This window comes from Enterococcus sp. AZ015, assembly GCF_050499225.1.
Taxonomy (GTDB): Bacteria; Bacillota; Bacilli; order Lactobacillales; family Enterococcaceae; genus Enterococcus_D; species Enterococcus_D entomosocium.
This window is the reverse complement of sequence record NZ_JBMHEX010000001.1, coordinates 560,599-574,820: the sequence shown is the minus strand read 5'-3', so window position 1 is coordinate 574,820 and position 14,222 is coordinate 560,599. Positions and strand designations below refer to the sequence as shown.

Below are 14,222 nucleotides of genomic sequence, written 5' to 3'. Positions count from 1 at the left end.
ATTTGAAAGTAGTCCTTTGTGAGCTTGCTCTTTTCCTATTCATCAATTACAGCAGTATTTTTATTTATCTACTCAATATCTCTCTACTTTATATATAAATAGTGTTAGAATGAACAAAAGGAAACGTATCAGGCTTCCCCCAAGAGAATCTTCCCCAAGTACTCTTGTCTGATACGTTTCCTATTTTTTGTGGCGAAAAAGCCACAGACCAATGGTAGCCCTTTACTCTGTGAAAAGCAAGCATTCAAAATTGATTTTTTCTTTATTTTTTTATTTTATCTCCTCAAATTCCCTTTAAAAATCAGGCAAAAACACACCTCTCGTAATAAGGTGTGTTCTTTTTTTGACAATGATTATTCACGAATAATAAGTTCATAAGGCAGAATGATCTGTTCTTGTTTTCTTTCTTGAAACAAGCGAAAGGCTTCTTTGCCGCACTGATTCAGATGAAACTCAACGGAAGAAAAATGCAGCATTTGACTGATAAGCAGGTTTTCTTGTCCAATCACGATGGGTGCTGTCCCGTGGGAGTATTGATTCAAAATCATTGCTGCGATTTCGTCTCCATTTGTGATCACCCCATCGATTCCTCGTTCTTTAAAAAAGGCTGCTGCGGAAATCCCGTCTTGTGCTTTGATACAATCCCAATAAATATCGGCTTCCGAAAAAGCAGGAAACAGCTCCTTGGCTTTTGCGATGGTATTGACTGAATTGCAGCTAAGCCGTTTGCTGCGCCCGAGCGTCAGTCCCAAACGTTTTACGCCTTGTTCTTTTAAATAATTGATACTAGCTGTCACAGAGCCGACCAAGTCGATCGCAACGAAAGGAACAGCAGTACCGGTCGAATTTTCACAAAAAACGATCGGTCCTTTTTCCATGTAGGGATAAAACGTCTCGATATGATTTGCGCGGGTAATGACGATCAATCCGTCAAACCCTTTTGCAGCGAATTCTTCTAGATATTCTAGTTCCAATTTCCGATCAAAATTGGTCGGCAATAACGTCACTTTGTATTTTTTAGCAAAGGCTTCTTCCATAATGCCATTTAGAATCCCATCAAAAAAGGCGTGATTGACAAACGGCACGATGACCCCAATATTATAGGTTTTCCCCGAGCTGAGCTTTTGGGCGATCTTATTCGGTTTGTAATCCAGTTCTTCCATCACCGCCAAAATCGCTGCTCGCTTTTGCTCATCGACATAAGGATGGCCATTGATCACACGAGAGACTGTCGTGATCGAAAAACCAGTGATTTTTGCTATATCGCGTATCGTTGCCATTTCCTTCATTCCTATCTGTTTGTTTTACGATTGACCTAAGTCTACCATAGAAAATTTACTGATTCACTTTCGACAAATTTTCTGAAAAGGTCCCTTGGTTGATTGTACGGTATGAAACGAGTTTCATAGCAAGACTTAGACTCCTTGAAAATAAAAGAAATTTATTTATAAACAAAAACTGATGGCTTAGCAAGCTACAAGCGCTACTTAAGCAATCAGTTTTTCTACTGTTTACTGAATCATTTCTTTTGATAAGCTTTTACGTTTCTTCGTATACCTTCGCATCAGTAACTCGATGCCCTTATCCGCAAAGCGTTGCATATAGGCGGAGAAATTCAACAAGGCAATCAAGAGAATGAGGTTGAGATAGCTGGTATTGCCTAGGTTAAAGAGGTCACGACCGACGATCAAGGCAGCAAAGTACAAGATCTGGGTGCTGAAAAAAATCATCGTTCGATAGCTGTTGATAGCTGGATAGACTTTTTTCTGGATCAAGCGATAGTTCCAAGCGGTAAAAATAATGCTCATGATCGATAGAGCTTTGCTGCTACTGTTGAACCAATAGCCAAAGTTGATGATCAGCAGAGTTCCTACCGTAATCGTCAATGCTGTTGGAAAAGCATTTTTGAAAATCGTTGTCATAAAGTCCCCTTTGATCCGATTGAAGTCTGGTTCAAAGTTTAAAAAGAAGGTCGGAATGCCGACAAAGCAGGCATTGATGATTGTTAATTGGATCGGCTCAAAAGGATATGTCGTTCCTGATAACAACGTCCCCATAGTGATCATGATGGAGAATAAGACTTGCACTAGCACCAATGAACCTGAGCGAGTAATGTTATTGATTACTCGGCGGCCTTCATCCATGACCGATGGCAAAGCATCGAATTGATTTTCCAAAAGCACCAAATTTGATACTTGACGCGCAGCATCGACACCGGAAGCCATCGCGATGGAGCAGTCGGCTTCTTTCAGCGCCAAAACATCGTTGACGCCATCGCCAGTCATCGCGACAGTATGCCCTTGTTCTTTCAAGAAGAGTACCATTTCTTTCTTTTGTTGCGGCGTCACTCGACCAAAAATCTGATAGATGCTGACAGCTTCTTTTAATTCGGCTGCAGTTAATTTTGATACATCGATAAAATCAGCAGCCCCTGGTAGATTGACTTTTTTCGCGATTTGACTGACTGTCACTGGATCATCGCCAGAGATGATCTTGCATTGGATTGCTTGTGAACGAAAATACTCTAAGGTCTCTTTGGCATCTTCACGAATCGTGTCTGACAGTAAATAAAATCCTAACGGTTCAATATCCGTCGGCAGTCCTGCCTCCTCATAGCCTTGCGCACTGTGCGCCAAAACGATCACTCGGTAGCCTTCTTCTGCCAGCTGTCTTTCCTGTTTTAAGACAGTTTCATGGTTGGTTCCCAGTAAAATCGACGCAGCTCCGATGAAATAAGTGCCTTGCCCTTCAAACGTGACGCAACTGAATTTGCGGTCAGATGAAAAGGGGACGACTTGCTGCATCTGGTACGTCGTTTTTTCTGAAAAAAAGGTTCGTAGCGCCATTGCCGTTGGGTTCTGATCGGGTAGCTGCGCCATTAAGTTGCCGGTGATTTCTGCCAACGGTGTTTCCGATTGAAAGGAAATCGTCTTTTCCACCGTCATCTTGCCTTCGGTGATCGTGCCGGTTTTGTCTAAGCAAAGAACATCGACCCGTGCCAAAGCATCAATGCAGTTCAATTCCTGCACCATCACTTTTTTGCGCGCCAGGTAGACGGCACTGATGGTCAATGTGACACTGGTCAATAAAAACAAACCTTCGGGGAACATCCCTACAGCTGCCGCCACCGTCCGTAAGATGGCGGTGTTGAAAGCCGCATGAGAGAAATAGAACTGTTTGACAAACAAGAGGGTACATAACGGTACCAAAATCAAGCTGATCCAACGAATGATTTTATTCAAACTGCCTTGGATCAAGTATTTTTGTCGTTTGATGGTCTTGGCTTCTTTGTTGATTTTTGCGATATAGTTATCAGCGCCTACGTGGATCACTTGGCACAACGCTTCACCAGCAGTGATAAAACTGCCAGAAAACAACTCGTCTGCCGGCTGTTTGTGGATCGTATCCATTTCACCAGTCAGCAAGGATTCATTGACTTCTAAAGATCCTTGAATGACTTTGGCATCCGTCGGCACTTGATCCCCGCTTTTCAGTCGTAACACATCATCCATTACGAGTTTGTGGATCGGCAAATTCTCCAGCTTACCATCCCGATAAACATCGGCTTTGGCAACTTTTAGCAGTGCCAGCTTATCTAGCGTTCGTTTGGAACGAACTTCTTGAAAGAGATTGATGATCACATTGCTGAAGACAACAAAGACGAACAAACCGTTTTGATAAGAACCCGTCAAACAGACGAGAAAGAATAGGACACAGTTGATTAAATTGAAAAAGGTAAAGATATTGGTAAACAGGATTTTCGGGTACGTATTCGTCGTATCCTTTTTTGTCTTATTGACTTGACCGCGCTGCACCCGCGCCTTGACTTCCCCTGACGTTAAGCCAATGGTTTGGTTGTTTTCGATGATCCTCACCCTTTCTAATCATAGTCATTTACTTTTCGTTTGCTGAATATTCAGCAAACGTGCATCGGACTTGGGAATGGTTTTGCGTTTTTTCTATAAAACCAATTGGCGGCGATTGCGTAAGTTACGCCATCATCTATCGGCTTTTTTCCGTAAAAAAACAAGTACTGTCTAAAATATAGCATACCCTTTTAAGTAATGGCGTTTCATTTTTGTCACCTTCGCGTCACTTTAGGAATTAAAATAACAGTTTATTTTGTTAACTCAACCCACTACACATCAAGCGATCACAGGCTTCATCGGTTGTTTCTTACGATGACACAAAACAAAAAAACAGCTGATCTTCACAGATCAACTGTTTAACAATTCTTTAAGTCAGCTTTTTCTAGCAGCTATTAGCAGCATCATTGGTCGGCGCATTTCGTCTTTCATTCCCGGTACTTCCAGTAATTCTTCTGGCGGCTGCGGCTCAATCACTTTTTCTAAAATAAAGCCGTTTTGCAATAAGGTCATTAAATAGGTTGTCAGGGTACGATGGTATTTCGTCACCGTTTCACCTAAAAATTGCGCTTGCCGCTTGCCTTCATAATAGTAATGATCGACTGGGAAATGCTGGATTCCCCCCTGCCTATCATACTGCCAATCTTGCGATCCTTCCGCAGTATAAACAGGATGCTCCACCGAAAATACGAGTACACCACCAGGTTTCAGCCAGACCGATATGCTTTTGATCAATGTTTCGAACGTTGCCACATAGTGAAACGCCAATGAACTTAAAACAACGTCTATTGTGGCTGGAGGAAGTGTCACTTCTTCCATTGCGACACATTGATACGTTATTTTCGGATCAGGGTTCCTTTTCTTAGCCTCCTCAAGCATCCGTTGAGAAATGTCAGTTCCTAGTACTGCTGCCGCTCCATGGTCTACAGCATATTGGCAATGCCATCCATACCCACAACCTAAATCAAGTACCTGCTTTTTTTCGAAATCAGGCAACATTTTTTCTAGCGTCTGCCATTCTCCAGCTCCTTGCAGGCCTTTTTGTGAACGAGTCATTTCACTGTATTTAGTAAAAAACGTTTGGTCATCATATTTGTTTTCTTTCATCATTTGTTCCTCCCATGTAAATCGTTTTTTGCTGGTCTTGATCTACATGGGCTTAGGCAATTTTTTGGGAAATAATGCCACCACACATCAGCTTTTTCCTCCTTGCTCTGATTAACGCCATCATAGCACGATTTTCAGTCTCTCACAATTGATAGCAAGTCGCTGGCGCTTCTTTGCCATTGTTTCTCAATGAACCGTTTTTTTATGTACAGCAAAAAATCACACTATGAAAAGGGTGTGATTTTCCTGTTCGATTCATTCCTTTCTCTATTGATCAATGCAGTGCTTCCTTTTTCCATTTTCGGATTTTCGTTCGGAAATTGGTAAAGGGTGCTACTGTATTGATATGGATCCATTTATAGACTGGCCACTGTGCTTTGGTGGTTGCCCAATCCCGCTGCCCTGCTTCAAACAATTCCTGATCGGATAAGCCTTCGATCCACTGGCAAAGGGCCGTCACTTTTTGGTCTAAGAGCTCTTGCTGCTGCGCTAAGGTCAAACTGCCGTATGTCTGGTAAAAGGATTGATACAATCCGCCAAGGTTGTTCCATTTATACCCTTCAGCAGGTGTGTGAACGCTCATCCCTTGTTGTTCCTGTGCTTCCCATGACAATAACAAACTGACCCAGCCGATTTGGTAAGACAAGTTTTCTGAAGGCGTCTTATCGCCCCCAGCTGTTCGCTGATTTCGTAACGCTTCGGGAATTTCAACAAATTCTTGGCGAAATTTTTGGTAACGTTCTGTGATCTCTTGGATCAAGTCTGCTTTGCTTTCGTACTGTCTCATTGACTGTCCTCCTATTCAGGAAAATGGTTACTCTTTGTCGCTTTCTTCAATGGCGATAAAAATCGTTACTTCGCCGTCTGGCGCATACTGTTCGAAATCAAAGGAATACCTGCGCTGCAACTGCTGGTTTTCTTCCTCTGACCAGACTTGACGCCAAGTAGTCAGAATGCCCTGCGCATCGCGCCGATCGACCGGATACTTTTTCCAAGTATATTTTTCTGTATCAAAGTCTGCTTGCTCCGTTTCTTCGAAACAAAGCGAAACGGCATAGTCTCCTTGATAGTTTGACTCATACTCGTGGTAAACGCAAGCGATGACCGTTCCTTTTTCTGCGGCTTTCTTGACCGCCTCGTTATTTTTCTCCCATAAGCCAGTGATTTTTGCTTGAATCGCTGGATCAGTAAAATTATTGGTTCTTTCCGTTTCTATTATCGAAAATTTCATTAGTGTTCCTCCTTCTTTGTCTTTATGATACGATAGAAACCTAGACACCTTCTGTCAGTGTTTTATCATCTTTTTATAAAAGGAGTAAACCAAGTGAGCACGACACGCCTGTTCAGCCTTATCTACCACCTGTTGAATCATGAAAAAGCAACCACTTCTGAATTAGCCAAACAATTTGAAGTCTCGACTCGCACCATCACCAGAGATATCAATACCCTAAGCAGTATTGGTGTGCCCATCTATACCGAGACGGGACGAAATGGCGGCGTCTATTTGTTAAGCAGTTTTGTGTTGGATAAAGTGTTATTATCAGAGGAAGAACGGAAAAACCTGCTTTTGGCGTTGAAAGGGATTCGCCAGCTGACGCCACAGATCAGCGGAGAATCATTGGCAAAACTGCAATCCTTATTCCAGCAAAACGATGCAGACTGGCTAGAAGTTGATTTTTCCACTTGGCATCGGCGAGAAAACGGCAACGACACGTTTGATTTATTAAAAAAGAGTATTTTAACGAACCACGTGATCACCTTTGACTATATCAGTAAACAGGGACCGCAAAAACGCGTCTGTCAGCCTTACAAACTGCTTTTTCGTTCGCAAGCATGGTATCTGCAAGCCTTCGACCAGCAAAAGAATGCCTTTCGGACATTTAAAATCAGCCGTATGAGTCAGGTCCACGTCACTGAACAGCATTTTTTTCCGATCACTGCGCCTAATTCTGCCATTGAATTGACTGTTGACACCTATCCCGCTCGTCTATTCTTTCAAGCCGACGTTCTTTATCGGGTATATGATGAGTTCGATCATCAGGATATTACTTTGACGGAGGAAGGCACTGCTGTGGTTACCGTTGATTTACCCGAGGAAAGCTGGTTGGTGCCCTATTTGTTCTCTTTTGGAAAAAGCCTACGCATTTTAAGTCCCCCTCGACTAAAGAATCGTTACCAAGAAGAAGTTGCTGCGATTTATGCCAATTTGACTGAGAACGAGGGTGCGAACTGATTTTTCAAGAAATGGATCCCTATTGAAAGGAGTGTTTGATTTGAAAGAAGTGATCGTAGACTATGGCGGGGTTTCGCTAGCCCGCCTTTGCCAGCAGTTGGAAGAACAGCAGATTCACTTAAACGCGTATGCCAACCAGCTCTTGCGCCATCCCCACCTCTCCCTCAGTGCCGATAAACAGCGTACTACTTGTGTGATTGTTTCCCTTAAAGAACTGGGACTCACACAAGGTGGCTCGTTGACGGAGATTTTTGCAGCTGCACCTTCTTATGGACTGACCGATTGTACATTGGAAATGGCCTTACACTTTCGCCTCAGTTATCATCAACTGGCAAATAGCACCGGACTGAAATCCCAAGGAAAAGCGCCAGCTGCCGCAATCACGATCGCTTCTATGCCTTTGGAGAAAACCGATGATTTCCCCAAAGGATTCTACGTTCGCCGCATCGATGGTTGTGACTGGTTGCGAGGCTATACTTGCGATGCACGCCACCAGTTTGCACCGGATGACCTGTTTTTGTTTCAACGACGAGACCCGCTGTCAGAGACCTTCAACTGAAGGGGGAACAAATAGTTACCAATCAAGCGTCCCCATTTCCCCTTACTGCAATCATTCTGCAAGATAGGGAGAATCCAAAAGGACGAAAGGAGAAATAGATGAACTTAATACCAATGAAAGACAGCGACTACGCTGCCTACTTAGCCAATGCTGTTTTCGAATACGCCAATGACAAAATCCAAGCAGGCACATGGGCCAAAGACGAGGCCCTCTCCCTCGCCAAAGAAAGCTTTGCTTCTTTACTTCCTCAAGGGACTGCCACTGAAAACAATCACTTGTTTTCTTTATTTGCAGCTGATTTTAGTGAACCGATCGGGGTGATTTGGATCAACACAGCTGCCCAGAAAGCCTTCATCTATGACTTTATCATCGAGGAAGACCAGCGAGGAAAAGGCTATGGAACCAAAGCGTTACAAGCTTTGGAAAAGTGGGCGATCCAGCAAGGCATCACTGAGATCGGCTTGCACGTTTTTGCCCATAATCAATCTGCGTATCAGCTATACAAAAAAATGGGCTATTTGGAAACAGATATTACGATGGTTCGACGTTTCGCTGAATGAGTGGTGTTGAATAGTCCCGATCATTAGTACGAAAAAATTGATCGATCAGTTCCGAGCCAAACAAAAAGAAACGACGAAAAATCGTCGTTTCTTTTTGTTTCTATTTACAGAAAACTACTCTTTCAGATAGGGAATGGTTTTTTCAGTAGCATCGCTATTGTCGAGCCTTCTTCACTATAAGGACTACCTTTGACATCACCGAATATCTCACAAATATCAAAACCGGCAGCCCTAGCTTCTTTTATCAATGCATCTTTTGCAAAATAGGTCGTCCATAAATAATAATTTGTGACCTCATCTTCTGCTAAAATCGTTGTTTGCTCTAGCAATACGTGATCAGGATATTTCCATCGTTGATTTAGCACAAGATGGGGCTCCCCCCGCCAAAACCCTTCTGATTCGTGACTTTCCCAGGTCTGCTCTTCATTAAGCGTTAAAAACTGTGTAATCGTAAATACATCGAACAAAAATCTGCCACCCGGTTTTAGATGCGCCAGCACATTTTTTAGCAGTAGTTTGCGTTCCTCTGGATTTAAGGCACCATAGTCGCAATAAATCAAGGTAATAAAATCAAATTGCTGAGGCAATGCCATCTCCAAATAGTTATCAAATAGATAGGTAATATTTAGTTCCCGCTTATTCGCAGAATCTCTCGCATAGGCAAGGGATCTTCTGGAGTAATCAACGCCTGTCACTTCATAGCCCAGCGCTGCAAATTTTTCCGCGTAGATCCCTGGTCCGCAGCCGATATCAAGAAGTTGCGTCTGTTTTTCTGGCGGAACAAGGCGACTGATCCATCGAACGGATTCGTTGATAAAGTCAACCTTTCTACTAGCTCCCTCAAAATCAGGATCCAAATGAGCCTTTAACATTTGCTTGGAAATATATGCATCGTCCCAAAACGCCTCTGCCATTTTTTTATAGAGCGGTGGCCGCTCGATTGCCTTTCTCAATTCTTGGTACATCTTATTTTCCCCTTTCAAAATAATTGAAAAACAAAAAAGACCGCAGATTTCACTCTGCGGTTAACCTTCAAACGATGAAGATCAAAAAGCGAAGAGTAAAATAAAATCAATGATAGGCACTTCAAATAAAACTGCATGCAGTCAATTTTTTGCCTATGAAATTGATTTTATTTACTCTTTTCCAGCCCTACCCCTGTTAACGAAGGAATAACAGCAGATAGACCGGAGCCATCACCTTTTTCTCTTGTTTTTCTGCCTTTAGTTTAGAAGGCGCTAGTCGATTTGTCAATGGGAATCGCCTGCTTTCCTTCGATAAAAGAAGTTCTTACTGCAATTCAAACCTTGCCTAACAAAAAAACTGCATCAAACTACGTCTCTGCTTACTGTCGCCTACTGATTTTTTCAACAGGAAGCTGGATCTCAGTCAGCCCTTCCTCTTCACTTTCTTTATTCCAAATGCCATCAATATAGCTTTCACGAAAAGGCCCTGTGATTCGATAGCCGTTGTTTTCAACAAACTGGATAACTGCAGCATAGGCTTTCGGAAATTCTGCATAGGCTCCTCTATGGACCGTACAAACTGCTTGTGGTACTTCTTCTATCTGCCTGAAGGTCAAATCACTATCTTGTGATGTATAAGAAACAGCCCCCCTCACTTTATCTCCACCAATCCTATTGGTCAAAAATAGTACGACCAGCGGTATTCCAATACCAAAAAGGTCAGTTGATCAATTGTTTTGCGTCCATTGATTTCTTTTGACAGCCCAGCAACCTCAATCATTTTCTACAGAAATCGCCCTATTCTACTAAAGCATACTGGCTCCTCTTGAGGGAGAGTCAATAGCAGATTCGCTTTTTTCATGACGAACAAACTCATTCTCATTGGTTAGCTAAACGTGGCTTTTTCTTTTTTTTACCTATTCGCAACAATATTTAAATCACAATTAACTATTTTTAATTCCTGACCTTGTTTTTTTCTTCTATCTCCACTATATTTGTGGGTAACCCTATTTATTTCTATGTAGAGAGGATGTTTCCCTTGAATTATCCCTTATTAAATGAACAAATGCCTCAAACCATCATTCGTGTTTGGCGGTTGCGAAGGATTACGTCACTGATTATTTTCAGCCTGATTTTCGCTGCTTCTTTTTGGTTTCTAGCCACGCAAAACTGGCTGCATTTCTGGGTGATCACCCTTTGGTCAAGCTTATTGGCGCTGACTTTGATCAGCCATCTGCTTTCTTTTGTGCTAATGAACTACCGTTACAAATTCCATCGCTACGAGATCCAAGAAAATGATATCGCCATTCAACACGGCTATCTATTCCGCAGCACCACGTATATTCCGATCCGCCGAATCCAGCATATCGAAACAGACCAAGGGATCTTTTTGCGAAAATACTCCTTAGTCTCCTTACAGATCCATACGGCTGCCACCAACCACACCATTGAAGGCCTACCAGTGGCGCAAGCCGAACGCTTGCGAGAAACCATTATGACTTTAGTCGAGGTGGTCAAAGATGATCTATGAAAAACAACGACTGCCGTTGCTGTGTATCGGTCTTTATTGGTTCAAAAATTGCAAAAATTTTCTGGTACTAGCGTTTCTGCTTGTATTCAAATTATTCAACGACGCCCCTTCTTTGCCAATGATTCTGGGCGGCATTCTGCTATTTTTACTGGTCTGTTTGATTTTTGCGGTACTGTCATACACCCGCTTTACCTTTCAAATCGATCAAACGAGTGTGCTAGTCAACAAAGGACTCTTTATCCAAAAACAAACGATTTTGCCGTTTGAACGCATCCAAACGATTCAAGAGAATCATTACTTTTATTTACGTCCGTTTAAACTAGCTGAAGTGAAATTGGAAAGCGCCGCAAGTTCGAGTGGCGAAGCTGAAATTCTTTTCCCAGCATTGCCGCTGGTTCTCATTGCCTCCATCGAAGCGTCAAAAAAAGCAGCTGCGACACCACAAGAGCCGACTGCCCAAGCAGCTAGTGGAGAAGAACCAACCAATAATTACGCTACTGTTTTTTCGGGTGAGGAAACAGCAAATCCGCCGTTAGAAACATTCACTTTGAAATTCAAGGAGATTTTCTTGTTTTCTCTCACTGATTTTTCTGTTTTCACCTTGGTTCTAGTCATCGGCTACAACGTGATCGACAACATTCCCAATCTCTTTGCCTATGCATCGGAATTGCAGCAACTTGGCCTTTTATTAGGTGCTGCAATTTTACTCGGGCTGCTGATTTTGTTTTTCTTCCTTGCGATCGCCAGGAATCTTTTCCGTTATTATGGCTTTACGGTGGAAACGAACCAACAACAGCTGCTGATCACGCAGGGCTTGTTTTCTAAACGACACCAAACGATACCCCTCGCTAGGATCCAAGGGCTAAGTGTCGAACAAAATCTTTATCGCCGAATCTTTCATCTAAGCTCCGTCAAGTTACTGCTGGCTGCTGGCAGTTCTTCAGAAAGCGATGATACGGTCTATCTGTTCCCCATTTTGAAAGAGGCGCAGCTGACCGAAACATTGGCCCGCTTTTTACCTGAATGGTCGTTTCAACAAACCGCTCTAGTGAAAAATCCGCGACCCAACTTTTGGTACTTTTGCCGTTGGCCACTGCTTATCGGGCTGCTTGTTGTAGGAATCTCCGCCTTCTTTTTCTGGTGGTTAGCGCTGATTTTCTTCGTGTTCTTTGGCTCCTTCGTGTTATCAAGCATCTGGCGGGGCAAAATACAAGGGTATCAATTTTTAGATAACCATGTATTGTTGTGTCAAACGATTCGCGGCTTAACAAAGGTGACCGCTTATCTGAAGAAAAATAAAATCCAAGATTTCACCGTCACCACGACGTATTGGCAGCACAAAAAAGGTCTGGGCAAGTCACAGTTGACCATCAAAACCGAAGATACCTTCACCGAAAGTAAGCTTTTCTACTTCCCAATAACCGAAGCAGAAAAGTTACGGCGCTGGTTTTTGTCGTAGTTCATAAAAAAACGTCAAACAGCAGAACTGACGCGTTGTTTGACGTTTTTTGCAAGTCCTGAAATAAATGAGAAGGAAGCACCAACCATTGATTCGTTGATGCTTCCTTTTTCTATCCCCTGACCTTCCCCTCAACGATTTGCTGCTTGATTGAAGCAGCATCTAAGCCATATTCTTTTTGCAGGAAATCGGGTGTGCCGACTTGGCCAAATCGTTCGTTGACACCAATACGTTTTAAGGGGACAGCACTGCCAGTTTCAGCAAGCACTTCGGCGACGGCACTCCCTAGTCCACCGGTGATAGAATGATTTTCGATGGTGATGACTTGCCGTTTTCCCTGAACTTCGCGGATGATCAATTCTTTATCGATCGGTTTGATGGTGAACATGTCGATCACTTCGCAGCTGATTCCTATTTCTGCTAATTCTTCTGCCACTTGCAGTGTTTCAGAAACCAGTTGGCCACTGGCAATCAACAACAGTTCATCGCCTGGTCTTAAAACATTGCCTTTCCCTAGTTCAAAGGTCGAGCCTTTTTCATAAATCGTCGGAACCGCTTTCCGATTACCTCGTACGTAATGAATGCCGGATAATTGGCTAAAGGTTTTTATGATCCACGCCATTTGGACTTCATCCGCTGCATCGCAGACGATCGATTGGGGAATCATTCGCATCAAAGCCACATCTTCCCATGTCGTATGGGTGCCGCCGTTGTGCCCGACTGCATACCCTGGATCAGAACCGTAAATATTGATCGTATTGCCGCCATAGCCGCCAGAAATAAACAGCTGATCGAATACCCGGCGCGTTGCAAATGGCCCAAAAGTGTGGATAAAAGGTGTATAGCCAGTTAAACTCAAGCCAGCCGCAACGCCAACCATATTGGCTTCCGCGATCCCCATGTTGATAAAGCGTTGGGGATGTTTGTTGGCAATCGCTGTCCAGCCGCTGGCAGAGCCAAGGTCGGCATCCAACGCAACTAGCTGGTTATTTTCATCCATGAGTTCCACCAATGTGTCAACGACACATGTTCGCAGCTCTTTACCAGCAGCAGTGGTTTTGCTTAATGTAAACATGCCTTAGCGTCCTCCTTCGATTTTTATCGTCAACTCTTTGATTGCCGCTTCTGCCGCTTGATTGATTTCATCCGTGGTAAACTTCACGGAGTGATTGGCATCTAATTCTTCAAAGAAAGGAACGCCTTGTCCTTTCACGCTGTCCAAGACAATGCAAACCGCTTGGTCTTCGATCGCTTTGCAGCGCTCGATTGCCTCATCAATGGCTTGCATGTCTGCTCCTGGAACTTTTTCTGTATAAAAGCCAAATGCAGTCATCTTCTGCTGGATGTCAAAGGGATCAAGAATGTCTTTGGTTGGCCCATCTAGCTGTTTTTTATTGTCATCAATAATGACGATACAGTGATTCAGTTTGAAGTGGGCAATGTATTGGAAGGCTTCCCAGCACTGTCCTTCATTTAGTTCGCCGTCCCCGACGATCAAATAAACAAAATTGTCCTTCCCTGCCAAGCGCAGACCCGTCGCGATCCCGGCAGCCATGGAAGTCCCCTGCCCCAGTGAACCTGTGGTGGCATCAACCCCCGGCGTTTTCCAGCGATCCGGATGGGAAGGCAGTCTCGTGCCGCCCTCATTGATCGTCCATAACCACGACCGATCAAAATAGCCCGTATTTGCTAATGCACTGTACAGTGCGGCGCCAGCATGTCCTTTTGATAAAACGAGTCGGTCACGATCCGCCCACTGTGGATCTTGTGGATTGACCCGCAGCTGTTTGCCGTACAAAACGGCTAATAATTCAACAATTGAAAAGGAACCGCCCAGATGACCTTGCCCCATTTTCTTGATGCTGCAAAGGGTATCTAAACGAATCTTTGCCGCTAATCTTTCGAGTTCGTGGTATTCTTGTTCACTGATTGCCACTATTTA

14 protein-coding genes are annotated in these 14,222 nt (G+C 43.5%); 5 read left to right on the top strand and 9 right to left on the bottom strand.

Features of this window, described 5'->3' with window-relative positions; translation table 11 throughout:
• Window positions 1-353: 353 nt before the first annotated feature.
• From IGK85_RS02685 to IGK85_RS02665, 5 genes are all read right to left on the bottom strand, one after another.
• Entirely contained in the window at window positions 354-1,280 is a 927-nt protein-coding gene (locus IGK85_RS02685) for a LacI family DNA-binding transcriptional regulator (protein WP_008377949.1), read from the bottom strand.
• A 231-nt stretch (window positions 1,281-1,511) separates the two neighbouring features.
• The gene (locus IGK85_RS02680) at window positions 1,512-3,875 is read right to left on the bottom strand and encodes an HAD-IC family P-type ATPase (protein WP_008377947.1); all 2,364 of its coding nucleotides are present in this window, start codon (window positions 3,873-3,875) and stop codon (window positions 1,512-1,514) included.
• A gap of 366 nt (window positions 3,876-4,241) precedes the next feature.
• The gene (locus IGK85_RS02675) at window positions 4,242-4,973 is read right to left on the bottom strand and encodes a class I SAM-dependent methyltransferase (protein WP_035006574.1); all 732 of its coding nucleotides are present in this window, start codon (window positions 4,971-4,973) and stop codon (window positions 4,242-4,244) included.
• Between the two features lie 274 nt (window positions 4,974-5,247).
• Window positions 5,248-5,760: a ClbS/DfsB family four-helix bundle protein gene (locus tag IGK85_RS02670; RefSeq protein WP_008377943.1), complete on the bottom strand. Its 513-nt coding sequence runs from the start codon at window positions 5,758-5,760 to the stop codon at window positions 5,248-5,250.
• 27 nt (window positions 5,761-5,787) lie between these two features.
• Window positions 5,788-6,204 carry an effector binding domain-containing protein gene (locus tag IGK85_RS02665; protein ID WP_008377941.1) on the bottom strand — a complete coding sequence of 139 codons (417 nt, stop codon included), beginning with the start codon at window positions 6,202-6,204 and terminating at the stop codon, window positions 5,788-5,790.
• Between the two features lie 93 nt (window positions 6,205-6,297).
• Here IGK85_RS02665 and IGK85_RS02660 point away from each other — a divergent pair, with 93 nt between their 5' ends.
• The 3 genes from IGK85_RS02660 (at window position 6,298) to IGK85_RS02650 (ending at window position 8,325) form a co-directional block, all read left to right on the top strand.
• Window positions 6,298-7,206: a helix-turn-helix transcriptional regulator gene (locus IGK85_RS02660; protein ID WP_008377939.1), complete on the top strand. Its 909-nt coding sequence runs from the start codon at window positions 6,298-6,300 to the stop codon at window positions 7,204-7,206.
• Window positions 7,196-7,765: a hypothetical protein gene (locus tag IGK85_RS02655; RefSeq protein ID WP_035006572.1), complete on the top strand. Its 570-nt coding sequence runs from the start codon at window positions 7,196-7,198 to the stop codon at window positions 7,763-7,765. The genes IGK85_RS02660 and IGK85_RS02655 overlap by 11 nt, the downstream gene beginning before the upstream one ends.
• A gap of 98 nt (window positions 7,766-7,863) precedes the next feature.
• Window positions 7,864-8,325, top strand: a complete 462-nt coding sequence (locus tag IGK85_RS02650) for a GNAT family N-acetyltransferase (RefSeq protein ID WP_008377933.1) — start codon at window positions 7,864-7,866, stop codon at window positions 8,323-8,325.
• Window positions 8,326-8,447: 122 nt separating this feature from the next.
• On the opposite strand, the gene IGK85_RS02645 is transcribed toward IGK85_RS02650, so the two are convergent.
• Window positions 8,448-9,290: a class I SAM-dependent methyltransferase gene (locus tag IGK85_RS02645; protein ID WP_008377931.1), complete on the bottom strand. Its 843-nt coding sequence runs from the start codon at window positions 9,288-9,290 to the stop codon at window positions 8,448-8,450.
• Between the two features lie 380 nt (window positions 9,291-9,670).
• Window positions 9,671-9,946, bottom strand: a complete 276-nt coding sequence (locus IGK85_RS02640) for a GyrI-like domain-containing protein (protein ID WP_008377930.1) — start codon at window positions 9,944-9,946, stop codon at window positions 9,671-9,673.
• Between the two features lie 383 nt (window positions 9,947-10,329).
• Between IGK85_RS02640 and IGK85_RS02635 the strand changes: the two genes are divergently transcribed.
• The gene (locus tag IGK85_RS02635; RefSeq protein WP_008377928.1) at window positions 10,330-10,821 is read left to right on the top strand and encodes a PH domain-containing protein; all 492 of its coding nucleotides are present in this window, start codon (window positions 10,330-10,332) and stop codon (window positions 10,819-10,821) included.
• Window positions 10,811-12,280 (top strand): PH domain-containing protein, encoded by a 1,470-nt coding sequence (locus IGK85_RS02630; protein ID WP_008377926.1) that lies wholly within the window; start codon window positions 10,811-10,813, stop codon window positions 12,278-12,280. The genes IGK85_RS02635 and IGK85_RS02630 overlap by 11 nt, the downstream gene beginning before the upstream one ends.
• A 112-nt stretch (window positions 12,281-12,392) precedes the next feature.
• On the opposite strand, the gene IGK85_RS02625 is transcribed toward IGK85_RS02630, so the two are convergent.
• On the bottom strand, window positions 12,393-13,355 hold the full coding sequence (locus IGK85_RS02625) for a transketolase family protein (RefSeq protein WP_008377924.1): 963 nt from the start codon (window positions 13,353-13,355) through the stop codon (window positions 12,393-12,395).
• A gap of 3 nt (window positions 13,356-13,358) precedes the next feature.
• Complete coding sequence (locus IGK85_RS02620) at window positions 13,359-14,216, bottom strand: transketolase (RefSeq protein ID WP_008377922.1); 858 nt, start codon at window positions 14,214-14,216, stop codon at window positions 13,359-13,361.
• Window positions 14,217-14,222 lie beyond the last annotated feature (6 nt).